The 23,317-nt window shown below is 64.7% G+C and carries 19 protein-coding genes; 5 read left to right on the top strand and 14 right to left on the bottom strand.

Translation table 11 applies throughout. The features are described 5' to 3' along the window. Positions 1-14 precede the first annotated feature (14 nt). Together THSYN_RS33350 and THSYN_RS02390 are read right to left on the bottom strand one after the other, a co-directional pair. Entirely contained in the window at positions 15-356 is a 342-nt protein-coding gene (locus tag THSYN_RS33350) for a hypothetical protein (protein ID WP_157817404.1), read from the bottom strand. Positions 357-578: 222 nt separating this feature from the next. Next, complete coding sequence (locus tag THSYN_RS02390) at positions 579-1,865, bottom strand: ISKra4 family transposase (RefSeq protein WP_100917720.1); 1,287 nt, start codon at positions 1,863-1,865, stop codon at positions 579-581. Positions 1,866-2,535: 670 nt separating this feature from the next. Between THSYN_RS02390 and THSYN_RS02385 the strand changes: the two genes are divergently transcribed. The 3 genes from THSYN_RS02385 to THSYN_RS33345 all read left to right on the top strand — a co-directional run bounded on the left by THSYN_RS02385 (position 2,536) and on the right by THSYN_RS33345 (position 5,943). After that, a complete protein-coding gene (locus tag THSYN_RS02385) occupies positions 2,536-3,384 on the top strand; it encodes a tyrosine-type recombinase/integrase (protein ID WP_100917453.1) in 849 nt (282 codons plus the stop codon). Beyond that, a complete protein-coding gene (locus THSYN_RS02380) occupies positions 3,377-4,534 on the top strand; it encodes an IS91 family transposase (RefSeq protein ID WP_100917452.1) in 1,158 nt (385 codons plus the stop codon). Before THSYN_RS02385 ends, THSYN_RS02380 begins: the two co-directional genes overlap by 8 nt. Before the next feature lie 827 nt (positions 4,535-5,361). After that, complete coding sequence (locus THSYN_RS33345) at positions 5,362-5,943, top strand: hypothetical protein (RefSeq protein WP_157817403.1); 582 nt, start codon at positions 5,362-5,364, stop codon at positions 5,941-5,943. 146 nt (positions 5,944-6,089) lie between these two features. Here the strand turns inward: THSYN_RS33345 and THSYN_RS02365 are convergent, their stop codons facing one another. The 4 genes from THSYN_RS02365 to THSYN_RS02350 all read right to left on the bottom strand — a co-directional run bounded on the left by THSYN_RS02365 (position 6,090) and on the right by THSYN_RS02350 (position 10,241). Continuing rightward, a complete protein-coding gene (locus THSYN_RS02365) occupies positions 6,090-6,794 on the bottom strand; it encodes a response regulator (protein WP_100917726.1) in 705 nt (234 codons plus the stop codon). A gap of 9 nt (positions 6,795-6,803) precedes the next feature. Further along, complete coding sequence (locus tag THSYN_RS02360; protein ID WP_100917725.1) at positions 6,804-8,324, bottom strand: ATP-binding protein; 1,521 nt, start codon at positions 8,322-8,324, stop codon at positions 6,804-6,806. A gap of 88 nt (positions 8,325-8,412) precedes the next feature. After that, the gene (locus THSYN_RS02355) at positions 8,413-8,661 is read right to left on the bottom strand and encodes a cysteine-rich CWC family protein (protein WP_100917724.1); all 249 of its coding nucleotides are present in this window, start codon (positions 8,659-8,661) and stop codon (positions 8,413-8,415) included. A gap of 89 nt (positions 8,662-8,750) precedes the next feature. Then, positions 8,751-10,241 (bottom strand): phosphomannomutase, encoded by a 1,491-nt coding sequence (locus THSYN_RS02350; RefSeq protein WP_100917723.1) that lies wholly within the window; start codon positions 10,239-10,241, stop codon positions 8,751-8,753. 287 nt (positions 10,242-10,528) lie between these two features. Between THSYN_RS02350 and THSYN_RS02345 the strand changes: the two genes are divergently transcribed. Continuing rightward, positions 10,529-11,179 (top strand): hypothetical protein, encoded by a 651-nt coding sequence (locus THSYN_RS02345; protein ID WP_157817402.1) that lies wholly within the window; start codon positions 10,529-10,531, stop codon positions 11,177-11,179. A gap of 188 nt (positions 11,180-11,367) precedes the next feature. Here the strand turns inward: THSYN_RS02345 and THSYN_RS02340 are convergent, their stop codons facing one another. Further along, the gene (locus THSYN_RS02340; RefSeq protein WP_100917721.1) at positions 11,368-11,931 is read right to left on the bottom strand and encodes a hypothetical protein; all 564 of its coding nucleotides are present in this window, start codon (positions 11,929-11,931) and stop codon (positions 11,368-11,370) included. Continuing rightward, complete coding sequence (locus THSYN_RS35150) at positions 11,928-15,215, bottom strand: H-NS histone family protein (protein ID WP_216644664.1); 3,288 nt, start codon at positions 15,213-15,215, stop codon at positions 11,928-11,930. Before THSYN_RS35150 ends, THSYN_RS02340 begins: the two co-directional genes overlap by 4 nt. 103 nt (positions 15,216-15,318) lie before the next feature. Here THSYN_RS35150 and THSYN_RS02330 point away from each other — a divergent pair, with 103 nt between their 5' ends. After that, on the top strand, positions 15,319-16,605 hold the full coding sequence (locus THSYN_RS02330; protein WP_100917720.1) for an ISKra4 family transposase: 1,287 nt from the start codon (positions 15,319-15,321) through the stop codon (positions 16,603-16,605). On the opposite strand, the gene THSYN_RS02325 is transcribed toward THSYN_RS02330, so the two are convergent. The 6 genes from THSYN_RS02325 to THSYN_RS02300 all read right to left on the bottom strand — a co-directional run bounded on the left by THSYN_RS02325 (position 16,522) and on the right by THSYN_RS02300 (position 23,032). Then, entirely contained in the window at positions 16,522-17,886 is a 1,365-nt protein-coding gene (locus tag THSYN_RS02325) for a hypothetical protein (protein WP_100917719.1), read from the bottom strand. The two genes, THSYN_RS02330 and THSYN_RS02325, sit on opposite strands and share 84 nt — an antisense overlap. Positions 17,887-18,011: 125 nt before the next feature. Beyond that, on the bottom strand, positions 18,012-18,989 hold the full coding sequence (locus THSYN_RS02320; protein WP_100917718.1) for an Rpn family recombination-promoting nuclease/putative transposase: 978 nt from the start codon (positions 18,987-18,989) through the stop codon (positions 18,012-18,014). Between the two features lie 50 nt (positions 18,990-19,039). Beyond that, the gene (yihA, locus tag THSYN_RS02315) at positions 19,040-19,678 is read right to left on the bottom strand and encodes a ribosome biogenesis GTP-binding protein YihA/YsxC (RefSeq protein ID WP_100917717.1); all 639 of its coding nucleotides are present in this window, start codon (positions 19,676-19,678) and stop codon (positions 19,040-19,042) included. After that, positions 19,675-20,163, bottom strand: a complete 489-nt coding sequence (gene moaC, locus THSYN_RS02310) for a cyclic pyranopterin monophosphate synthase MoaC (protein WP_100917716.1) — start codon at positions 20,161-20,163, stop codon at positions 19,675-19,677. The genes yihA and moaC overlap by 4 nt, the downstream gene beginning before the upstream one ends. Before the next feature lie 151 nt (positions 20,164-20,314). Further along, positions 20,315-20,863 (bottom strand): inorganic diphosphatase, encoded by a 549-nt coding sequence (ppa, locus tag THSYN_RS02305; protein ID WP_100917715.1) that lies wholly within the window; start codon positions 20,861-20,863, stop codon positions 20,315-20,317. A gap of 144 nt (positions 20,864-21,007) precedes the next feature. Continuing rightward, positions 21,008-23,032 carry a sodium-translocating pyrophosphatase gene (locus tag THSYN_RS02300; protein ID WP_100917714.1) on the bottom strand — a complete coding sequence of 675 codons (2,025 nt, stop codon included), beginning with the start codon at positions 23,030-23,032 and terminating at the stop codon, positions 21,008-21,010. Between the last annotated feature and the right edge of the window lie 285 nt (positions 23,033-23,317).

The following is a 23,317-nucleotide window of genomic DNA, read 5'->3' as shown; positions in this document are numbered from 1 at the left end:
CGGCGAGCCAGCACTCAGTCAAGCTCATCTTCAACAGGGTTCAAACTAGGATCGCGAACATTAGTTATTCCGTATTTTTTTGATAAAACCCCTTTTGATTGAAATAAAACCCCCTTTACACAATACCGCAGCGTAACCATTTTGCGCCCGCCCTGATCTAAAAATCTATTGATTACTTCGGAACGTGCCTTCCGGGTATCGCCACCATCTTTAGTATAGCTAGCTCTAGCTTTACTGACGGCTCTCCGGAACTCTTTTTCTTTACATTCCGGAAGATCCAATTCTAGGCAGCCCGTAGAAGACAGCTTATCCAAGAATTCCTCCATAGAGAAATCCTCTATGGTTGGCTTTTTCATTAGCTTAGATATTGGCTTCGACGCTCCAGTCCTTACTACTCTTCCGCCCTGACTTTCCCCAACATTGGAGGATGATACGGGAGTAGCGGAGTTTTGCAGAATCGGTTGCGCGGATGACAGCGGACGCGAATCACTAATTTTCAGCATTGGCGGCAGTGGGTTGGTATTCAATGGCCGGACAATGATGACTTTCGCCGGGGGTGCGGCCTCCGAATAATGTGCCTAACCGTAGCACTCAGCCCCAAACTGGTCGATCTTCTGCCAGAACTGTGCCCATCGTCCGGTGGTCTGCGTCAGTGCGCGTAGGCTGAGCACAATCTTGGCCCCTTTGTTCTTCCAGCGCATCCCGGAGGCACATAGCCGTTGCTTGACCAAGGTCTTGCAGGCGGCCTCGGTGACGCCCGATCCGATCGGCAGTCCCGCGGCGACGAAGCCCGGGTAGTCCATTTGATGGCGATGGTTGGTGAAGTAGGTCCAAGCGCTGAGAACGTCGTCGCGCAGCGTCTGCGAGAGGGTGTGCCGCTGCGACAGGCGCGCGGCCTCGCCGATGAGCAGGTCAAGGGCGGCGGGGTCGTGCTTGAGCGTCGTGCAGTGCGCGCTCTGCCACTGCGCGCGCGGGCCCTCGGCGTGGCGCTGCGGATGGGTCGCTTGGGCGATTTTGCCCACGTATTCCGTTGCATGGAAAAAATCGATCAACTGGCGGTCGGTGTGTTGCTCGAGGAACCGCCAGTTGCTTGCCGCCCCGTCGGCGATGCCCAGGTACAGTGCCTCGGGGAGGTGCCGCTTGACGCGTTGGATCTCGCGCTCCATGCGTTGCCGGAACTCCTGCTTGCCGTACTCGGGTGCCGCAGCGAGGTAGATGGTGTGCTGGCGCTCGCCCTCGCCGTCGTAAAGCGAGAGGGTTCCGACCATGGCTTCGCGCCAGCCCGCACTGTCGGCCATGGGGATCATGGCGCCGTCGAGGCTGACCACGACGGTCGCGATGGGCGTCTCAAGCGCCGGCATCGCGTACTCCCAGTCCTCCTCTTTGGCCGTGGCGATGGTGCCTACCCACTCCGCAACATTTTGAATATACGAGGTAGCGATCGTCCGACCGTGGTTCTGCTCAAGGTCAGTCTGCACCGCGCGCACGTTGAGCTGCGCATACTTGTGGCTGAGTTGACTGGCGAATCGGGGGGTCGCCCCGCGCACGATCCGCGCCTGGTGCTCGAGCGGACAGTAGATCCGCCCGCCGCGCGAGCTTTGGTAGACATAACGCTCGACCTCGACCGGCCCGTAAGGCGTCTGGTACTCCTTCGGATCGCGCCCGCGCGCGGTCAGCTTGATCGCGCCGACACGGATCGCACTGCCGTCGGTGTCGAAACGCTGCAGCGCCTCCTCGGTGGCGCAGCGCCCCACCGCGTTGGTGGCCTCCTGGATGGCTCCTTCCATGTCCAGCAGGCTACCGCTGAGCCGCACCGTTACCTCGACCGTCACCTCGTCACCCGAGATCCTGACTACCTTCGCCACGACTGCACCTTCTCGTCTAGTCACAGAAGGTTACGAAATACTCCTCAAAGGCACATCATGTCAAGGCCGCACCCTTCGCCGGCACGGCGGGCGCAGTTTTTACAATCTTCATTTTTATCCCCGGTTTTTGATGCTTGTTAAGTTTAGTCTGAAGTTTCCGGCTTTTCCAGGGGGGTACCAGAACGGCGGGGGGTTACGCTGGGGGGATTTTCGAGGGGTTTGCGAAGATCCAGCCAAACCCTGCGAAAACTCCCGGCCCCAAGTGCCTGGCCCTGGCCAGCTTTCAGAACCCGGAAACTTCAGGTTTAGTCTCTTTCCTTTTAAGGTATGCCGCCCCACCCGAATCGTCAACCTCCCCCATCAAGCATTTTTCTATACTGCTTTGGTTGCCGTGTGCGGTGTTATTAATGTGCAGTTGTTGCTATACGCAGCGCAGTTACCTGCGTAGTCTTATACTGCATTGGTTGTTACGCGCAGTAATGTTATACATGCAGTTGTTGTTGAACTAATCCGCTCCGCGGGGCCTTCCGCGGCCATCCCGCAGCGCCATTGAATAGCGAATGAAGCGCGGATAAGCCCAGCCGTCCCACGGTTACCCGCGGCCCCGCCCCGTCCCCCATCGTCCACACTCGTAACGGCCCACTCCGGGTCGTTGACCGAGAACCAGACGATGACACCCCTGCGTCAGCAGATGATCACGGCCATGCAGATGCATGGCTTCTCGCCGCGCACCCACGAAAGCTATCTCGACGCGGTGCGTGACCTCGCCAAATTCACCCGGCGCTCCCCGGACACCCTGGAGCACGCCGATCTCACGCGCTACTTCGAGCATCTGGTGGTGCAGCGCAGTTTGGCCCCGGCCAGCGTGCGGCTGATGTACAACGGCATCCGCTTCTTCTATCTGCGGGTGCTCGGCTGGCCGACGGTCGACCTGGAGGTCACCTTACCCAAGCGCCCGCAGCGCATCCCGGAGCTGCTCACCCGCGGCGCGGTCGCCGCCATCCTGGCCGCCTGCGACAATCCGCGTTACCGCATGATGTTGACGGTCTGCTATGGCTGCGGACTGCGCCTGAGCGAAGTCCTGGCCCTGCGGGTGCAGGACATCGACGGCGAGCGCCGACTGCTGCGGATCACCCAGGGCAAGGGGGCGAAGGACCGCCTGGTCCCACTCTCACCGACCCTGCTGGAGGCGTTGCGGGACTATTGGCGCCTCTATCGGCCAGCGGATTGGCTGTTCGCCGGGCGCGCCGGGACGCCGCTGTCGCCGACCGGCTTGCAGAAGGCCTTCACCGACGCCAAGCGCCAGGCCGGCGTAACCACGGTCGGCGGGATCCATGGGCTGCGCCACGCCTACGCCACCCATCAATTGGCGGGCGGGTTGTCGGTGGAGCGCCTGCAACGGTTGATGGGCCACCGCAGCATCCAGACCACCCTGCGCTATGTGCATTGGCTGCCCAGTGCCAGCGAGGGCGAAGGGACCCTGGACCTGCTTGCCCAATTGGAGGCCGGCCATGGCTAATACCTCCCTGCAAGCGGTCATGGCGGCGTGCCTGTCCGGTTATGCCGAACATCACCCGTTGAGCCCGCACCAATGGCAGGTCTGTCATCACATCCTGGACTGTCGTACCGCCGCGCTGGGCGGCTTCGCCCTGGAATGCGACCAGTGTGGGGATTGCCCCTTCCTCTATCACGCCTGCCGTGATCGCCATTGCCCGCGCTGCCAACGCCGGGCCTCCGAGGAATGGGTCGAACGCCAGCGTGCGGCGGTGCTGCCGGTGACCTATCACCATCTGGTCTTCACGCTACCCGACACCCTCAACGGCTGGGTCGAGGTCCACCCCGAGGTGATCTACGCCTTGCTGTTCGAGACGGTGTGGGCGACCCTGTCCGCCTTCGCTGAGGACCCCAAGCGCCTGGACGGGCAGTTGGGGATGACGGCGATGCTGCACACCTGGGGGCAGACGCTGGTACGCCATGTCCACCTGCACTGTCTGGTGCCGGGCGGGGCCTTTGGCGCCGACGGGACCTGGCATCCGGCCAAGAGTACCTATCTGTTCCCGGTGCGGGCGCTGTCGCGGCACTTCCGCGGCGGTTTGGTCAGCCGGTTGCGCCGGGCCTTCAAAGACGGGCGACTGTCGCGCCTCACGGCCGCGGAGGTTGACCGCGTCCTCAACGCCCTGATGCAGCCCGAGTGGGTGGTCTATTCCAAGCCTTGTCTGGCGCGCACCGACACCGTGATCGAGTACTTGGGCCGCTACAGCCATCGCATCGCCCTGTCGGACCGGCGGCTGCTGGCCTTCGATGAAGAGGACGACACGGTGGACGTCCGCTACAAGGACTACCGCGACGGCAGTCGCAACAAGGTCATGACCCTGACCGGCGAGGAACTGATCCGGCGCTTCCTGCTGCACGTCTTACCCAAAGGGTTCATGCGCGTTCGTCATTTCGGTTTCCTGGCCAACCGCTGCCGGGCGCGCTGTCTGGCGCTGATCCGTGCGGCGCTGGCGGCCCCGCCGCCGACGCCGGAACCCGCCACGGCACCGGCGGCGACGGCGCCCTTTGACGGCTATCCCTGTCCCAAGTGCCGCACTGGGCGCTTGCACGTCACCGCGCACCTGGCCCCGCTACGGCGTGGTCAGGGGGTTTCGCTGATGCCCGCCACCTGCTAAGCCTCAGCGCCCGCCGGCCGTCCGGGACAGGCCGCCCGCGGCCTGCGTTCGCGCTCGCCCAACATCCGGGAAATGGGCTACACTTCGTCCTCAATAGCCCGTTGTCCAGCCCCGCGGAGCCCTGCGGAGGCCCGCTTGGTGCCGCACCGAGCGGCATCCGGGTGCTGCAACGTGGTCCGGGACCGACCGGCGCCCCGGCCTCAGGGATACAATTCCCTCTCTTAAAGAGGACCGCGGCCGCAGCAGGCGTCGTGCCAGGAGCGGATTAGTCCAACAAACGTTTATCCGTCGTGCGCGCGCGGCGTCGCGCTCCGACTCGGGGTCAGTTGGGCGCGCACGACGGATAAACGCTTATTCGTTATGTGCAGCGTATAGTATGCCCGCAGATTACTGCTCTGTCTGACTAAGTGGGTGCCTCAGTCGGTCTCACCCGTGGGGGGGCACGGATGCATCTTTGCCCGGTCCGCCCGAATTGTCAAACTCTCACATAGGTAATTTTTTGCTACGCTGCATTGGTTGCTACGCGCAGCACTCTTACATGCAGTTATTGTTATGTAGCGCAGTTACCTGCGTAGTCTGATACTGCATTGGTTGTTATGCGCAGCGTTGCAAACATGCAGCGTTACAATATGCCCGCAGACTACTGCTCTGCCTACTAAGGGAGTGCCTCAGTCGGTCGCACCCGTGGGGGCATGGTCCTGCCGCCGGCGCCGGACTGGAGTCTTCGGCTTCAGCGATGGCACAGCCTCAAGCTCCAGAGCGGACGCATCCGTCCGCACTTCCGCGCCAACCTGTGAGCCCGCGATGATGGCGCGTAAATCGGCGACATGAGCCGCCCGCTCGGTGAGGGTGGCCACCTCCAGGCGCAGATCCACGGCGACCCGCTCGGCGCCGGCTTGGGCTGCCTGTGCAACCTCCAGGGCTTCGGCTGTGCGTTCGGCCTGGGTCTCTGCCGCGCCGGCCCGGCGCTCGGCTTCTGCGGCGTCCTGACGCGCCCGGTCCAGGGTCCCACTCAGACCGGGCGCCCTCAAGCGCTGACGCGGCCACCTGCCCCCGCAGGGCCTCTAGGTCGCCCCCCCGAGGGCCTCAATGCGCCGGGCGCGTTCCTGGGCCTCGCCGTGGGCCTCCTGGAGTGCCGCCCGTGCCTGGTCGCGCTCGGCCTCAATGCGGGCTCGCGCATCTCGCAGATCCTCGACCTGCCCCCGCAGGGCCTCAAAGTGGCCGCGGACCTGGCCCAACTCCGCGGCGGTCTCCCCGGCCTGCCGGCGCAGGTCCCGAAGTTCCGCATCTTGGGCCTCGCCGCGGCGGCCCCGTTCCTCGGCCAACGCCCGCTGTTCAGGTGCTTCGGCCGACGCCTGCTCGTACCCCTCGCGTTCTTCGGCGAGGTCTTTGGTGACCAAAAAAATTGATCAGCCCGTCCGGCGATAATAGGACCTTTTTGTCAACACCGTGCGCGCGTTACGGGTTTACCAGGCCGCTCCTTTGTTGGGTTGGGGGGAGGCGCTCACGTTTCTGTTAGGTACCAAAGCGACCGCGCGCGGGAACCGCGCGGTCGCTACCGGTCCTCATACCGATAACCGACCCCATAGACCGAGTGAACCAGTTCCCGCTCCGGCAGCAGTTCCTGAAGGCGGCGGCGCAGCTTCTTGACGTGGCTGTCGATGGTGCGGTCCGAGACCACCCGATGGTCGCGGTAGATACGCTCCATCAGCCGCTCCCGGGAGAAGATCCGGCCGGGGGCCTGGTGCAGGGTGGCCAGCAGGGCAAACTCCACCGCGGTCAGTTCGATATCCCGGCCGGCGGCCGTCACCCGCAGGCGGTCCGGGTCCAGGGTCAAGGGGTCCGTGTCGGCGGGGTCGGCGACGGCCGCGGGGCCGCCGGGCGTGGCGCCCGCGCTGCGCCTCAATACCGCCTTGACCCGCGCCACCAGTTCCCGGGGGCTGTAGGGCTTGCACAGATAGTCATCGGCACCCAGCCCCAGACCGAGCAGCCGGTCGATCTCCTCCACCCGGGCGGTGGTCATGATGATGGGGACCTGACTCTCGGCCCGGACCTCCCGGCACAGGGTCAGCCCATCCTTCCCCGGCAGCATCAGGTCCAGGATGATCAGGTCCGGCCGGTGCGCGCGCACCCACTCCAGGACCCCCAGGCCATCGTAGTCGAGGTGGACCGCGAACCCGGCCGCCTTTAGATAGTCGGCCACCAGGGCGGCCAGGCGCTCTTCGTCCTCGACGATCAGGACGCGCTGCGGGCTGTTCATGGGCATCTCTCAGGTGGGCAATTCAATGTGAATCCACAGGCCCCCGGCGGGGGCGGCGGCGGCGCTGATGCGGCCCCCGTGGGCCTCCACCACGTTCTTGACGATGGCCAGCCCCAGGCCCGCCCCGCCGGTGTGACGGCTGCGCGAGCCCTCGACCCGGTAGAGCCGGTCGCAGAGCCGGGGCAGGGACTCCGGCGGGACCCCGGGGGCGCTGTCCTCGAAGTCCAGGGTCACCCGTCCCGCCGCGGCGCCCAGGGTCACGGTGAGCCCGCCGCCCGGGTCGGTATATTTCAGGCTGTTGGCAAGCAGGTTGCGGATGGCCTGGGAGAGGCGGTCCGGGTCGGCGGTGAGCAGGAGCGGCACCGGCGCCCGGTCGTGCAAATCCAGGCGCAGCCCGGCGGCCGTGAAGCGGGGGCGCAAGGCGTCCAGGTCCGCCGCCAGCAACTCGCGCACATCGGTCTCGACCATCCGATAGCTCAGGGCCCCCAGGTCCGTCACCGAGAGCTCGTGCAGGTCCCCCACCAGACGGCCCAGGCGCAGCACGTCGGCGTGCAGGGCGTCCACCCCCGCCCGCCCCAGCGGTCGCACCCCGTCCTGCATGGCCTCCAGTTCGGCCCGCAGCAGGGCGATGGGGGTGCGCAACTCGTGGGCGATGTCCGCCACCCAGCGGCGGCGCGCCTGCTCGTTACCCTCCAGGGTCGCGGCCAGGGCGTTGAGGTCAAGCCCCAGACGGGCGAGTTCATCGCCCCCCTGGACCCGCACCCGGGCCCTGAAGTCGCCCGCGGCGAGCCGCCGCGTCGCCTCCTGGATACGGCGCACCGGCCGCACCAGCCAGCGCGACAGGGGGGAGGCAAGCAAACCGGAGAGCAGCACCATCCCGAGTGCGATGATCCACAGGCGGCTGCCCTGACGCGCCTGAAACTGGATTTCCCGCAGTTCGGTCATAGGCCTGCCGGGCAGGATCGCGAGGCTGCCGATGGGCTGCCCGTCCAGTTCCAGGGTCTGGCGCCGCGCCCCCGCAAGCAGCTCCTCCCGGCCATAGACGATGGTCCCCGCGGCATCGAGCAGCATCAGCCGCAACTCCGGCGGGATGGGGCGCTCCCGGTCGCGCAGGTGCTCCAAGGCGAGCGGGGGCGGCCAGGGCCCCGGCTGCGCCAGCACCCGGCGGACCCAGGGCGGCGGGCGGTCCCGGTGCGACCCCTCGGGACCCGCGCGCGGCCCCCGACCGGGCTCCGGATCAGACCCCGGGCGCCCCGGCGCCGGGTCCGCAGCGCGCCCGAGGTCGCGGCCGACCAGTGCCGCAACCCAGCGCCGCAGGTCCCCGCGCAGCCCCTCCCAGGACCCGTCCTGGGCGTAGACCAGGGTGAGCCGCTCCGCGATCTCCGCAATGCGCTCGGACTCGCGCGCGTCCGCCAGCTCGATGATCCCCTGCTCCAGCGACCAGCGCACGAAGGCCTGGGTGCCGATCACCACCAGCAGGCAGGCCAGGAGCAGGGCCAGGAAGAGCTTGGCACGGATGGAGAGGGTCATAGGAGTCAGCGCTCAGGGGTCGACGCAGCCGGGGGACTCCCGCCAGGATGAACCGCCCTGGTGCAACAAAGATGGAAGGCAAAGAACCTCAGCCGATCGGCGCGTCCCCGGATGCGCCCCGCTCACCGGCCCCCGCCAGGTCCGCGCCGTCCGCCAGCTCGGTCAGACAGACTAGGCACAGGCAGTCCCGGAACCGTTCCTGGATCGCGAGCATGGTCTCCTCCGGCAGCACGACCCGGGCGCAGTCGCAATGCACCGGGTTATTGAGCTTACACTCGAACAAGCGCCCGCAGCGCGGGCAGGTCTTGAACTCGTGTTTGGTCTGGCGTGCGGGCATGGTTCGGGGGGTCCCCCTTAGTAACGAGTCGAGAGCAAGTTAAGCACGATCCTTGTCGTTGCGGATTCCCTCTCTGTCCGAATGCAAGATCACTCCCGGCGCCAACCCGCCAGGAGGTCCAGACAGATCGCATTCATCTGCGCTGCCCGCTCGGGGCTGGCGGCCTCGGTATAGGCACGCAATTCAGGTGCATTGCCGGACGGGCGCAGATGGGCGATCTCCCCGCTCGCAAAGCTTATGCGCAGCCCGTCGGTGGTATCCAGCGCGGCGACCGGACCGAAGGCGGGGCCGAAGACCGCGGCCACGGCCGCCTGGTCGCGCGCGGGGTCGCCGCTCGTCAGGGCGGCGATGCGCGCGGCGCTCAACGCGGTCGGGAAGTCCTTGATGCGGTCGCTGTGGGTGAAGCGGGCGGGCAGGTCCGCGGCCAGGGCGGAGACGGGCCGGCCCTGCTCCACGGCGGTGAGGAGGATGGTCAGGGCCACCAGCACCGCATCCCGGGTAGGCAGGGCGGCCAGGGTGCGGTCGCCCCAGGTGATGGGGGTCTCCAGCAGAAAGCCGCCGTTCGCCTCATAGCCCGCCACCGGGGCGAGCCCAGCGGCGCGCAACTGCCCCATCCCCTCGATCACATAGGGGGAGCCGATGCGGGTGCGCAGGACCCGGTCGAAGGCCCCGCACCGCTCCACCGCGGTGTTGCTGCTGACCGGGGTCGCCAAGGCGCGCACCCCGAGCCGGCGGGCGCACAGGATGCCGGCGATGTCGCCGCGCAGCCAGCGGCCGGTCTCGTCGGCGACCAGGGGGCGGTCGCCGTCGCCGTCGGCGGAGACCAGGGCGTCGAAGGCCCCCCCCGCCGCCCAGTCCCGCGCCAGGACCACGTCCTCCGGGCGGATCGCCTCGGTGTCGACCGGGATGAAGCGGTCCGACCAGCCAAGCCGCGTCACCTGGGCGCCCAGCCCTTCCAGGATCACCCGATAGGGCTCCCGCGCAACGCTGGAGTGTTCGTAGACGCCGACCCGCAGGCCCGCGAGACAGCCGGCGGTGAAAAAGTCGAGATAGCGCCGCACATAGGCGTCATTGGCGGTCGGCTCCTGCGGCGGCAGTGCGGGCGGCTCCCCGGCCCGCAACATCCCGCCGACGTCGAACAGCGCGGACGGGATTTCGACCTCCTGGGCGCGGATGCCGGCCTCGTCGGCCTTGAGGACCTCCCCGGTCGGCAGATTGAACTTGATGCCGTTGCGGTCATCGGGGATATGACTCCCGGTGACCATCAGGGACGGGCTGCCGCGGGCGATGCCATAGGCCGCCACCGCGGGGCTGGGGATGCGGCCGAAATAGCGGGGACGGCACCCCAGGTCCAGCGCGGCACGGGCTGCGGCGTTCAGGATGCGCCCGGTGCTGGGACGCAGATCCCCGGCCAGACCCACCTCGCAGCCCGGCGCTGCCGCCCCAGTCGCGAGAAGGTATTGCAGGAAGCCCAGGGTGTAGGCATAGCAGACCCGGTCGGTCATGTCGGCGGCGAGTCCCCGCGCCCCGCTGGTGCCGAATCCGACCCCGCTCTCGTTCATCAGATCGCCGATACGCATGAGGGACTCCAACTGGGGCAGGTCAACGCGGGCAAGCGAGCGCTCGAACTGGTTTCGGGTTCTGCGCTGCGCTGTAGTGTAACTTGCGACCGGCATGCGGCGCGCGCGGACGCGGCGCTACTGCCCCGCCGCGGGCGAATCGGTTACAGTGAGCGCCGCCCGGCCCGGCCCCCGTGAGACGGTGCCTGGCCCCGCATGGAAGCCCAAATAAAATAAACACTTCAGGATCAGTCCTGGGATCGGAACCGCCGCCCCATAACTGCTATCAACGACGAGGAAACCAACCGATGTTCAATACCCCCAGGGTTTTATCATTCGCCTCCACCGCCGTCCTCGCCCTGGCCCTGAGCCAGGGCCCGGCCCTGGCGCAGGCGCCGGCCACGGCCCCAGTGGCCACGCCCCCCGCCGCACCGGCCGCGACCGCCCCGGCCGCTGCCGAGGACCCGCGGGCCAGGATGGACGCCATGCGCGCCGAGCGCCGCGCGAGCTGCGACAAGATGATGGCGATGACGCCGGAAGAGCGCGCCGCCATGCGTGAGACCCACTGGAAGGAGATGCGCGCCCGCGCCGCCGTGCGCGGCGTCGAACTGCCGGAGACCCCGCCCTGGGTCGCCGCCGAGCAGCGCCGCAAGGAGGCCCACGAGCAGTTCGAGAAGTATCGCAAGACCGTCGAGGCCCTGACCCCCGAGCAACTGGAAGCCGTCCGGGCCATGTTCGGCGCCGGCGACCCACCGATGCAGGACCCCGACTGGTCGATGCCGCCGATGCCCCCAATGCCCCCGCAGCGGCCCATGCGCGGCGGCTACGGCTATGGCCCCCAGGGCGGCTATCCGGGCTATGGCCCCGGCCCCTACCAGGGCGGCCCCGGACCCATGCCGATGCCCTATGACGAGGGCGCCATGGAGCAGGCGGCACCGCCGGCCCCGGCTCAACCCTAAACACCGCTCGTGCGCCTCGGACCCCGGCGCAGCCGGGGTCTGAGGCGAAATAGCACCCGAAGTGCTAAAGCGGCGATGGGCCATCGCCAGGTCTGCCGAAGTCTCAATGTTGTCCGCCAAAGAGTTCGTCGATGCCCGGCTCTATCCCACGGTCATCTCGAAATCCGGATAAGCGCCTCCGCGCCTTCCTAGCCGGTCCGACGGAACCCGGCGTTCGCGGGCTGGAGAGACTCCCGAATGAAGTCGATGAGGTCGGCGACCAGCCGATCGCAGCGCAGGCGGGCCAGATCGCTTTCGCTAAGGCGGGAGACGAGATCCGCCACGCTCGCTATTCCTGCCGGGCGGATGAGCCGCGCGAGCGTTTCCTTGGGTCGGAACCTGGCGGTTATTCTGTCGGTTTCGCTCAGACTCGCTCCGACGATCCTTTCCAAGACCTCTGGTGCCGAGAACAGGATCGCCTCGGTTTCGGGAATTGCCAGTGCGACCAGATACGGAGTCGCCCCGGCGGCCGAGCGTAGCAAATCGTTTAGCATCGTCTTCTGCTCGTTTGTCAGGGCCTCGCTGGTGGTATCGGAGTCAACCACCAGTGCAGTCGGTGTCTGACGCGCACCCAATATTGTCCTGCTTAGAGAAACGGCGGACGACCTGCCGTCGGCCGCCACCACGGCAATTCCATCGCTGAACTCGGCTGGGATGAGTCGGCGGATCAGGTCCGCATCCGACTCGCCTTCCACAACGATGTACGCATTCATGGGAGTTTCTCGTTACGCAGTTGGTTGCGCAGCTTCGCGATGGGTTCGACGCCCGGAACTCTGGAATTGAGTAGTTCGTTGAGCAACTTCCCAGATCTCACTGCATCCTTAACCCACTTCGGCTGGCGGCCGCGGCCGCTCCAGGTGTTGCCTGCGTCGTCAGCATATTTTGGTGTGGCAGCATCGGTAACGGCTTCACTCGAACTCCTGGCAGAACGGAAGTCCTCCTTAGGCGTGGCATCAATGCCAATCACACGCAGGTATACGGAGTTGTCGGTTTTCTCCTTTTCTCGAGCCTTACTTTTCAGGATGCCAAGGAGTTCATCAAACCCGATACGCTTGTCGTCCGGCCCGACCCACTCACGCTGTTTCTGGAGCACGACAACGAAGAAGCCTATCTTTGAATTCGGCGCCCTCATGTATTGCCCCGCGAGCTGCTTCTCCAATGCCTCAATGAGGTCCCCCAGGGTCCATCTGAGCGACATCTTGAGTTCGACAGTTGCCCGCAGCGAGCCGGTCTGGCATAGCACATCGCGGCGAGTCCCCTCTGGGAGGATGGGCTCGAGCGTCACCACGTAGCGGCTGCCCGCTGCGTGGTTGAGCTCACTGCCCAGTAGCGCCTGGAAGTCCTCTTCGAGCGCGAGCCCGTCGTTGGCGGTCTTGATGTGGTTGAAGTTCAGCGAGTTGAAGAAGCGCCGCAGGCTGAAGTCTCCTATCTCAATCTGGCTCTTCACGGCGAGCAAGTCCGTTTCCACGGCCATTGCGAAGGACATATAATCGGAAACGCGCGGAGCGAAGCTTCTCTCGAACTCGGGGTAGTCGGCTTGCGCAACGGGCTTCTTGGCGTATTGCTCCTCGCGCATCATGAACTGCACGTGGCGCAGATATTTGGCGTTAGGGGCAGCAGCTCGCTGTCGAAGCTCATCAAGGACTTCGTAGGCGTGCTCGGATTTGGCGTGCGAGATGGCCGGAATCAAGGCATCGCGCAGGCCTTGGGCGTGGTCTCGGTCACCCGGTGAATAAACGCGGCCGTCCTCGCGCTTAATGTCGTCTTCCTCCCTGACCACCGAATGCACCCACTCGTAGAGGATCTTGAGGGTGTTGAGGCCAATGCTGCCCTTCTCAGCTACCTGCTTGAGGCGCGCGCCACAGTCTTCCCCAAGATGCGCCGCCAGCGTAAACATAAAGACATCCGCCGCGCATGGGTTTTCTAGTCGCCATACATCCCACCGTTGCCGAAAGGTGCCTGGGTAGGTCCACAACCAGAAGCAACCCCAGACAGCAGCGTTGGAGCGTCGGCGTTTCAGTTCGTGAACACGTTTCTCGATCTCCTGCCGCGCCTTCTGGGCCACGGCGTCAAACACGTCCGGCGCGTCCTCAAGCGACGGAATCTCTTCATCAAATGCGGAGCCTATCCGACACCAGGCTTCCCCCTCGAATGTCACTTGGTCGATGGCACCGGTATTGGCTGCTGCAAGGTCCAAGGCGGCCTCGGATGTGTACTCGGAGAGTTTGGGATTGCGCAACATGAAATCCCAGACTGCGCGAGCAAGGCTCTGCTGGACGCCCTTAGGCGCTTCGTTGAGGTGCCGAATGAGCGTATCGGCTTTGTCCAGCGACACCTGCCCCTTGCACGCACTTACTAGGATGACACCAAACTCCTGCGTCGCGACCTGCGCGTGGGCGCGCACCAGGCTCCAGAACCACTTGGGGTAGCCGTTTATCTCGAACTGGCCATAGCGAATAGCGCGGCGGACTTGCTGCTCGCTGAGCGTCGGTCGGCCCACGCCGTCATCCAAGTCAAGGTGCAACCCCTGCAAGCCGGCGATGGTGATGTCGTAGGTGGCGTTGGGTTCGTCCTCATTCCAGGTCGGGTCCTTGCTGCGCCAGAGAGTGCTAAGGCCTTCACGAACGGCCTGAGCAATTTCGCTGCCTGCAGCCTGCTCGAAGAGTGCGAAGTTGCACTCGCTGTAGCGCGACTGCTCAATCGTGCGACTCAGCCACTGGGCCACCCAAGCCAGAGCGCCCTCGTTTGAGGCATCGCGGAGCCCATCAAGGATCGCCAGCAGCCTTGCCTTGGACTTCTTGTCAACGGTGAGTCCCCGTTCCTGTCGCGTGGTTGCCTTGTGGGTGCGAGGTGGTTCAGCGGCATGCTTCTTCCTCTGCTCAATCAGTTCACTGAAGCCTGGCTCCCCAAGCTCAAGCTCATCGCCATCAACCTGTAGGTCGATGTGGTGGAAAACAAACACCGCTTGGAAAATGCCGTCAGCCGTCTTGTCGGTGGGATGGATGAGGCCGCGAAGGAGATCAAGGCGGACCTCCTTGTTAGCTTGGAGCGCGGCTCGCAGCTTGGTTGAGTCCGCGCTGCTGTAATGGTGCTTCTTAACAAAGCGGCTAAGCACTAGGCAAAGCCCGGCCGCTCGCGAGGACTCAACCGCTGAGCGTGTTATGACCAGTGCGAGCAGGCCCATTACGAGATCAACGAAATTCCGGTCGGCCCGGAACCTGTCAGCACGGTGTCCTAGCCCGCCCTTGGAGTTCACAAGTCGCAGCAACAACGAGCGAGTTAGCCGGTAAAGGCCAAGATCGCTCGCCTCGTCCGCGACATCGCGTGTAAGCATCCAACCAATCGAGGAAGCAGTTCGCCCCATGCGAAACTGCTGTCCAGTGATCTCTGCGATGGACCTGGCATCAAGAGGCTCCCACGCGAGCGTTGCCACAAGGCGAGCCACGCGCGTTTCGGATAGCCCAGGCTTGCCCCTCAGTGCGACGCCCAGGGCGGAGAAGTCATCCTTTCGCCCCAGAGACAATATGTAATCAAGGTCAAGTTGGTCATCCAGCAATTTGGAGTAATCCCGACCGTGGGTATCCAGCACCGCGTCGCGGTAGAGATCCAACCACGCGTGCCCGGCAATATTCAAGAGCGCATTCCTGGCGTGCCAATCGGCGCCGAATTTCTCGAACAGGCGTTTAAGCGTCGGCTCTATACCGGGCTTGGCGGCCTGCCAGAAGTTCTCAGCCGTAAGCGTGAAGTACGAGCGCCCGAGCGAATCCCCGGACGAGACAAGACGCTCAATGGTGCGCTCAAGTGCATTCGCAGCTTCGGCCAGCGGGACCTGTGGGTTCTTCAAGTCGCCGAAGAATGCGACTGCCTGAGGCTCCACGTTCAGGATCGCCTGGCGGCAGTGTGCACTGAAGACCGCCAGCCAGCCCGCCAAGGGCAGCAGTGCTCGGTAGACCCCGCACTCGCCAGTGGTCGAACGCCAGGTGAAGTTGGCGAGCAACTGTTGAGCGTGCTCTGGAGACTTCACGAGGGTGCGGCCTTGACATGATGTGCCTTTGAGGAGTATTTCGTAACCTTCTGTGACTAGACGAGAAGGTGCAGTCGTGGCGAAGGTAGTCAGGATCTCGGGTGACGAGGTGACGGTCGAGGTAACGGTGCGGCTCAGCGGTAGCCTGCTGGACATGGAAGGAGCCATCCAGGAGGCCACCAACGCGGTGGGGCGCTGCGCCACCGAGGAGGCGCTGCAGCGTTTCGACACCGACGGCAGTGCGATCCGTGTCGGCGCGATCAAGCTGACCGCGCGCGGGCGCGATCCGAAGGAGTACCAGACGCCTTACGGGCCGGTCGAGGTCGAGCGTTATGTCTACCAAAGCTCGCGCGGCGGGCGGATCTACTGTCCGCTCGAGCACCAGGCGCGGATCGTGCGCGGGGCGACCCCCCGATTCGCCAGTCAACTCAGCCACAAGTATGCGCAGCTCAACGTGCGCGCGGTGCAGACTGACCTTGAGCAGAACCACGGTCGGACGATCGCTACCTCGTATATTCAAAATGTTGCGGAGTGGGTAGGCACCATCGCCACGGCCAAAGAGGAGGACTGGGAGTACGCGATGCCGGCGCTTGAGACGCCCATCGCGACCGTCGTGGTCAGCCTCGACGGCGCCATGATCCCCATGGCCGACAGTGCGGGCTGGCGCGAAGCCATGGTCGGAACCCTCTCGCTTTACGACGGCGAGGGCGAGCGCCAGCACACCATCTACCTCGCTGCGGCACCCGAGTACGGCAAGCAGGAGTTCCGGCAACGCATGGAGCGCGAGATCCAACGCGTCAAGCGGCACCTCCCCGAGGCACTGTACCTGGGCATCGCCGACGGGGCGGCAAGCAACTGGCGGTTCCTCGAGCAACACACCGACCGCCAGTTGATCGATTTTTTCCATGCAACGGAATACGTGGGCAAAATCGCCCAAGCGACCCATCCGCAGCGCCACGCCGAGGGCCCGCGCGCGCAGTGGCAGAGCGCGCACTGCACGACGCTCAAGCACGACCCCGCCGCCCTTGACCTGCTCATCGGCGAGGCCGCGCGCCTGTCGCAGCGGCACACCCTCTCGCAGACGCTGCGCGACGACGTTCTCAGCGCTTGGACCTACTTCACCAACCATCGCCATCAAATGGACTACCCGGGCTTCGTCGCCGCGGGACTGCCGATCGGATCGGGCGTCACCGAGGCCGCCTGCAAGACCTTGGTCAAGCAACGGCTATGTGCCTCCGGGATGCGCTGGAAGAACAAAGGGGCCAAGATTGTGCTCAGCCTACGCGCACTGACGCAGACCACCGGACGATGGGCACAGTTCTGGCAGAAGATCGACCAGTTTGGGGCTGAGTGCTACGGTTAGGCACATTATTCGGAGGCCGCACCCCTTCACGAGCGACCCAAGGCGCTTAGCCGCAAGGAACGGCACGAGATCATCCGGGTAGAGCTTGACCTGGTGCTGACCTGAGTCAATGAACAGGCGCGAGCCCAGCAGGTATTCCAGAGATTGCTCCGACACGAGAGAGGCGATGATTGGGCGCGCTGAGAGCACGCCGTCCCGATAACGCAGCGCCTTGGGTGATAGCTCAATATTGGGAAGCTGGCAAATGGCCGAGGCGCCCGCAAGACGCTCAATAGCCTCCTCCAGACTCTCAGGAGGCGGGCTTCCGACCCGGCGTTCACGAGGATCGGTGCGCTGTTGCTGTTGCACCGCTTCGACCAGCTTCGCGAAAACCTGAGTGAGGTACTGGGGCGGATTTTGAACCGGGTCGATGTAAGCCAGCATGTCCAGGCCCCCAGGTCCTTCTGCAAGGCGTCCGAGGCCGTACTGCCTAGCAGCGCTCAGCGTCTCCTTTGGTTGAGGTATGCCAAGGTGACTTCCCAGGTAGTGGGCTGCCCCAGCCTTGTCCAGCGGTAGCAACGCATACACTTTCAACTGCTCAGGTGTTGGCGCCTTGTTCTCAGTCTTGCTGGCCGCGTTTGCGGACGCAACATCGCCAATCGCCCAGTCTGGGCCCTCAACCTGAGGTATCTCCTGCTCGTCCTCAATGTCGTCTTCGGAGGCAGCGGCCATTTCAGCAAAGGCAGTGTCGAACTCTTCATCGTCTGACGAGTTCTTGCGGGCAACCCTGTAGAGCGTGGTGCGAAGCTCTGCCACGAGCAGTTCAAGGACATCCTGCGTAAGCACGGCCGGCCGGGAGGTCAGGACCCACCGGACGTCGGAGTTCGGCCAGTCAAGCGCCTTGCTCAAACGCCGCAGCGCCTTTTGAATGCCATCTTCGGTACCAAGGGATGCCTCGTCCAGCGAGTCGACGAAAGCTATCAACTCGCCGCTCGACTGCTTCCATGCCGACAGGACCTCGCGGTCACCTGCTTCCAGCGCGTCCTGGATGTCGTCCTCTCCCAGAACCTTGTGCAGCGCAACATAGACCGCAGGCTTCCCCTGGGCACGCAGGGCTTTGCTCTTGGCCTTAATCTCCATGGTCTTGCCAAAGTTGGCCCGGCCCACGATGACTGAGAAGTTCCCCGCCAGCACGTTGTTCCAGGTTAGTCGCTTACCCAAGACATCAGATGCAAGAAGCTGGTCGGCCGTGTACGTTGTCCGGAGACTGAATCGGCGGTCTAGATCAAGATATTCGTCCATGCCGCCTATAATACTAACTCTGCATCAGAGGGGGCGGAAATAGGAGGCCAGAAAGCGCAGTCGCCCGCCACTTTTCAGGGATTCGTCCGGGTCTCGCCGACCGACATTGATGGGCTTGCTGGCGGTCAATGCCATTGGCTATCGTCGAACACGCCCTCCAGGGTCGATGCCGTCAGCACCCGCCGGAGCAAGACATCGAGATCGGCGTCCGGTATTTTTGCGACGTGGGCACGCACCTTGATGTCCAAATCCCCGAACCGCGTCTCCAGGGCCAGCAGGATGGCCTTACGTTGGCCTTGGGCTTCGCCTTCTTTGATCCCTTGGGCCCTGCCGCGCATTTCACCCTGGTTCACCCATTGTTGTGCAATCGTGGTCACAAGTATCTCCTCCCGTTCGGGTTTGGCGAGTGCGACCGCGTCGAGCAAGGTCTGCACCGGCATGTCATAGACGGCCACAACATACTCGAAGAATTGCTTCTCGAACATCCCGCCGTCGGGTAGATCTTCCAGCATCCGCACCATGTCCGCGAGGGGTAGGCCCCGCTCAAAGGCGAATTTCAGGGCCGCCAACCCGGCCCGCAAGGCGCGTTCGGCCGAGAGGCGCTCGTAGGCGATGGGCTTGAGATCATGCAGCACATAGCGAAAATCCCGTACCAGGTCCAAGACCTCCGGATCGGTGTCGAGACAGTCGATCACGGAAGCGGGCACCTGCCAGACCGCACTGCCATGGTAGAAGACCAAGGGAATGATCGGCGGCAGGGCCCGGAGTTTCTCGGTCCGGCCTTCGCCGTAGCGCTCCCAGATCCGGGCGGAGTAGCCGAGTAGCTGGATTGGAGTCCCGGGGTCCGGGGTACTCTTGTGCTCCAGCAGGACATAGAGCAACAGCGGCTTACCGGACTTGAGGCGGACCTGAAACAACCGGTCGCTCTGGGAGCCGCGTAACCGGGCATCGACGAAGGTCCCGTCGACCAGTTCTGGGCGAGCATCCGCGAGGCGGTCCCGGAGCGCGGGCGGCAGATACTCGCGGATCAGCGTCTCGGCGCGAATGGGGTCGTCGAGCAAAGCACGGAACAGTTTGTCGTGGGGATTGACGAGTTCAGACATCGGTCAAAGCAGGTATGGATGGAGGCGCGACAGCGGAGACTTCCCCCCGTTCAAGTCGCGTCTGGACGGATGACCCCAAGCCGCCCATCAAGCCAAGCCTGCACCGGCTCCACGCCGACCTGTTCCAAGGCGGAAAAGCTCAGCACCTCGACCGGGCAGGCGTCTTTCCCGGTCGGCTTCCCGGCCAGTCGCGCGGCCTCCTGTTCCACCGCGCGGGTTGTGGCGAGCAGGGCGCCGCGCTTGAGCTTGTCGGCCTTGGTAAGGAGCAGGAGGCAGGGCAGGTTGGCGCGGCGGCCCCAGGCGAGCATCTGCCGGTCATAGTCGGCCAGCGGGTGGCGGCAGTCCATCACGATGACCAGACCGGCGAGTGACTGACGACGCTCCAGGTAGGTCGCCATGTGGGCCTGCCATTCGAGCTTGATCGCCTCGGAGACGCGGGCATAGCCATAGCCCGGCAGGTCCACCAGGCGACGCTCGTCATCCAGGTTGAAAAAGATCAACAACTGGGTCCGACCCGGGGTCTTGCTGGTGCGCGCAAGTCCCCGCTGGTGGCAGATGGTATTGATGGCGCTGGACTTGCCGGCGTTGGAACGGCCGGCGAAGGCGACCTCGCGGCCTTGATCGTCGGGCGCCTGTTCAATGCGGGAGGCGGCGGTGAGGAAGCGCGCGCCCTGATAGAGGGGGTTCATGGAATAGCTCCAGCAGTGCGTGACCAGTGTCCGGACTTGCCGCCGGTCTTCTCCAGCAGGCGCACGCACTCGATGGTCATGCCGCGGTCCATGGCCTTGCACATGTCATAGACCGTCAGCAGGCTGACCTGGACGGCGCACAGGGCCTCCATCTCGACCCCGGTCTGACCGGTGGTCTCGACGGTGGCCCGGCAGTGGACGGCGCAGTCGGCGGCGCGCGCGTCCAATTCGATCGCTACCCGGGTGAGTGCGAGCGGGTGACACAGCGGCACCAGGTCGGCGGTCCGCTTGGCGCCCATGATGCCGGCGATACGGGCGACGCCGAGCACGTCGCCCTTGCGGTGCCCGCCCTGCTCGATCAGGGCCAGGGTCTTGGGGTCCATCCGGATCAGACCCGCGGCGACCGCCACGCGGCGCGTCACTGCCTTGTCGCCCACATCGACCATTTGGGCCTCGCCAGCGGCGTTGAAGTGGGTCAGGGTCATGGTAGGAGTTAGGAGTTAGGAGTTAGGAGTTAGGAGTTAGGGGTTCGGGGTTCGGGGTTCGGGGTTAGGGGTTCGGGGTTAGTAGATGGTTGCTGGAGTAGAGGACGACCTAAACACCCACCTATCCCCTAACTCCTAACTCCTAACTTCCCTAGAACGCCGGCTTCTCCGGGGCGTCCTCGAACATCTTCACACTCGCCAGGATCTCCGCCTTGGCCTCGTCGATCCCCTTCCAGCCGCCGACACGCACCCACTTGCCCTGGTCCAGGTCTTTGTAATGCTCAAAGAAGTGGGCGATCTGATCGAGCAGGAACACGGGCAGATCACGGAAACTCGCGACGTTGTGATAGCCCTTGAAGAGCTTGTCGATGGGCACTGCCAGGATCTTGGCATCGTCGCCGGATTCATCGGTCATGGTCAGGACGCCGACCGGGCGGCACTTGATGACCGAACCCGGGATCAGCGGATAGGGGGCCAGGACCAGCACGTCCACCGGGTCCCCGTCGAGCGACAGGGTGTGGGGGACATAACCGTAGTTGCAGGGGTAGTGCATGGCGGTGGACATGAAGCGGTCCACAAACATGGCCCCGGTCTCCTTGTCCATCTCGTATTTCACCGGCTCGGCATGGGACGGGATCTCGATGATGACATTGATCTCGTTCGGCACATTGTCGCCGCGGGATACCTTGGATAAATCCATGACTGAACCTCAGATTGGTTGTAAAGATGCCGAAAACGGGAAAGGACCCGTGCGGGTCCTTTTCCAGGCGCATTAAGCGCCGATTGTAGTCCAGGAGACCGCCGTAAATCCCACTGGCGCGGGGTTCACGGCGGCCGCCGGGGCTCAGTGCAGCAACGGCACGATCAAGAGCGCCACGATGTTGATGATCTTGATCAGCGGGTTCACGGCCGGGCCGGCGGTGTCCTTGTAGGGGTCGCCGACGGTGTCGCCGGTAACCGCCGCCTTGTGGGTCTCGGAGCCCTTGCCGCCGAAGTTACCGTCCTCGATATACTTCTTGGCATTGTCCCAGGCACCGCCGCCGGCGGTCATGGAGATGGCCACGAAGAGACCGGTGACGATGGTACCGATCAACATGCCGCCCAGGGCCACCGGCCCTAAGATCAGGCCGACCAGGATGGGCAGGCCCACCGGCAGCAGGGACGGAATCAGCATCTCGCGGATAGCGTCCTTGGTCAGCATGTCCACGGCGCGGGAGTAGTCCGGCTTCTGGGTACCGGCCATGATCCCGGGCATCTCGCGGAATTGGCGACGGACCTCGTTGACGATACCGCCGGCCGCGCGACCGACCGCCTCCATCGCCATGGCGCCGAACAGATAGGGCACCATACCGCCGATGAAGAGCCCGATGATGACCATGGGGTCACTCAGGCTGAACTCCGTCTTGCCGCCCAACGCATAGGTGTAGTCGGCGAACAGGACCAGGGCGGCGAGACCGGCGGAACCGATGGCATAGCCCTTGGTGACGGCCTTGGTGGTGTTGCCCACCGCGTCCAGCGGGTCGGTGATGGCGCGAATCTTCTCGTCCATCTTGGCCATCTCGGCGATGCCGCCGGCGTTGTCGGTGATCGGGCCATAGGCGTCGAGTGCGACGATGATGCCGGTCATGGAGAGCATGGCGGTGGCGGCGATGGCGATGCCGTAGAGTCCGGCGAGCCAGAAGGAGGTCAGGATCGCCAGGCAGATGACCAGCACCGGGGCGGCGGTCGCCTTCATGGAGACGCCGAGGCCGGCGATGATGTTGGTGGCATGACCGGTCTGGGAGGCGGCGGCGATGTGACGCACCGGGGAGTACTCGGTGGCGGTATAGTACTCGGTGATGACCACCAAGAGCCCGGTCAGGGCCAGACCCACCAGGGCGGCCAGGTACAGGCCGAAGTTGCTGTAGGCCGCGGCGTACTCGCCGCTGCCGACCGGGTTGAGCAGCATGGTCAGCGGCAGGAAGGCCACCGCGGCGATGCCGCCGGCCACGATCAGACCCCGATAGAGCGCGTTCATGATCTTCTCGCCTTCCTTCGCCTTGACGAAGAAGGTGCCGACGACCGAGGCGATGATGGACACGCCGCCCAGGACCAGCGGGAAGATGACGGCGCTGGTGTCCTTGATCAGGAGCCAGCCGAGCAGCATGGTGGCGACCGTGGTCACCGCATAGGTCTCGAACAGGTCAGCGGCCATACCGGCGCAGTCGCCCACGTTGTCGCCCACGTTGTCGGCGATGACCGCCGGGTTGCGTGGGTCATCCTCGGGGATGCCGGCCTCGACCTTGCCCACCAGGTCGGCGCCCACGTCGGCGCCCTTGGTGAAGATACCGCCGCCCAACCGGGCGAAAATCGAGATCAGGGAGCCGCCGAAGCCCAGGCCGACCAGGGCGTGCAGGATGTGGTCCTGATCCCCGGCGGAACCGCCCAGCAGGGCGTAATAGCCGGCGACGCCCAGGAGCCCCAGACCGACGACCAGGAGACCGGTGATGGCACCGCCGCGGAAGGCGACCTGCAGCGCGGCATCAAGGCCATTATGAGCGGCCTGGGCGGTGCGTACGTTGGAGCGCACCGAGATATACATGCCGATATAGCCGGTCGCCCCGGAGAGCACCGCACCGATTACGAAGCCGAGCGCGGTCTCCCAGCCCAGAAAGAGCAGGATGAGGACGGCGAGGATGCCGCCGACCATGGCGATGGTGGTGTACTGGCGATTGAGGTAGGCCTGGGCGCCCTCTTGAATAGCAGCGGCAATCTCGCGCATCCGCTCGGTGCCGTCGGGCAACGCGAGGATCCACTTGACTGACCAGACGCCATATCCTATCGCCACCAGGGCGCACAGGATGGCAAAAGTCGTACCGAACGATGACATAGAAAAGTTCCTCAGAACGTTAAAAAACAGGCGAAATCAGGCCGCAATCACGGTGGGCCGGGCGGGGGGCACCACTGACATCGGGGCCTGGTTGGGGGTCGAAGGCGGCCTCGAACCCCGTTGCGGAATCGGCCCGTCCAGTGCCCCCTGCCCCTGCCCGCGACCGATCCCGCCTAGGATACGCCCCTTGGCCGTGCAGTGATAATCGCCGCGGGGTGCAATGCGGTGGGGATCGGGTCGTAAGACTGGTCGGGGGGTCATGGCGGACCTTGTTCTTGGGAAAGC

Origin of the sequence: Candidatus Thiodictyon syntrophicum (assembly GCF_002813775.1) — a bacterium.
Taxonomy (GTDB): domain Bacteria; phylum Pseudomonadota; class Gammaproteobacteria; order Chromatiales; family Chromatiaceae; genus Thiodictyon; species Thiodictyon syntrophicum.
This window is presented reverse-complemented; position numbering and strand designations above follow the sequence as displayed.

What these genes read in the sequence shown, in the direction of transcription:
- THSYN_RS02350 (WP_100917723.1), bottom strand. Translation starts at nt 10,241, where the DNA reads ATGCGTATCGGCGATCTGATGAACGAGAGCGGGGTCGGATTCGGCACC.
- yihA (WP_100917717.1), bottom strand. Translation starts at nt 19,678, where the DNA reads ATGAACCCCCTCTATCAGGGCGCGCGCTTCCTCACCGCCGCCTCCCGC.
- moaC (WP_100917716.1), bottom strand. Translation starts at nt 20,163, where the DNA reads ATGACCCTGACCCACTTCAACGCCGCTGGCGAGGCCCAAATGGTCGAT.
- THSYN_RS02360 (WP_100917725.1), bottom strand. Translation starts at nt 8,324, where the DNA reads ATGACCCTCTCCATCCGTGCCAAGCTCTTCCTGGCCCTGCTCCTGGCC.
- THSYN_RS02380 (WP_100917452.1), top strand. Translation starts at nt 3,377, where the DNA reads ATGGCTAATACCTCCCTGCAAGCGGTCATGGCGGCGTGCCTGTCCGGT.
- THSYN_RS02385 (WP_100917453.1), top strand. Translation starts at nt 2,536, where the DNA reads ATGACACCCCTGCGTCAGCAGATGATCACGGCCATGCAGATGCATGGC.
- THSYN_RS02365 (WP_100917726.1), bottom strand. Translation starts at nt 6,794, where the DNA reads ATGAACAGCCCGCAGCGCGTCCTGATCGTCGAGGACGAAGAGCGCCTG.
- THSYN_RS33345 (WP_157817403.1), top strand. Translation starts at nt 5,362, where the DNA reads ATGAGCCGCCCGCTCGGTGAGGGTGGCCACCTCCAGGCGCAGATCCAC.
- THSYN_RS33350 (WP_157817404.1), bottom strand. Translation starts at nt 356, where the DNA reads ATGAAAAAGCCAACCATAGAGGATTTCTCTATGGAGGAATTCTTGGAT.
- THSYN_RS02355 (WP_100917724.1), bottom strand. Translation starts at nt 8,661, where the DNA reads ATGCCCGCACGCCAGACCAAACACGAGTTCAAGACCTGCCCGCGCTGC.
- THSYN_RS02300 (WP_100917714.1), bottom strand. Translation starts at nt 23,032, where the DNA reads ATGTCATCGTTCGGTACGACTTTTGCCATCCTGTGCGCCCTGGTGGCG.
- THSYN_RS02325 (WP_100917719.1), bottom strand. Translation starts at nt 17,886, where the DNA reads ATGGACGAATATCTTGATCTAGACCGCCGATTCAGTCTCCGGACAACG.
- THSYN_RS02345 (WP_157817402.1), top strand. Translation starts at nt 10,529, where the DNA reads ATGTTCAATACCCCCAGGGTTTTATCATTCGCCTCCACCGCCGTCCTC.
- THSYN_RS02340 (WP_100917721.1), bottom strand. Translation starts at nt 11,931, where the DNA reads ATGAATGCGTACATCGTTGTGGAAGGCGAGTCGGATGCGGACCTGATC.
- ppa (WP_100917715.1), bottom strand. Translation starts at nt 20,863, where the DNA reads ATGGATTTATCCAAGGTATCCCGCGGCGACAATGTGCCGAACGAGATC.
- THSYN_RS02320 (WP_100917718.1), bottom strand. Translation starts at nt 18,989, where the DNA reads ATGTCTGAACTCGTCAATCCCCACGACAAACTGTTCCGTGCTTTGCTC.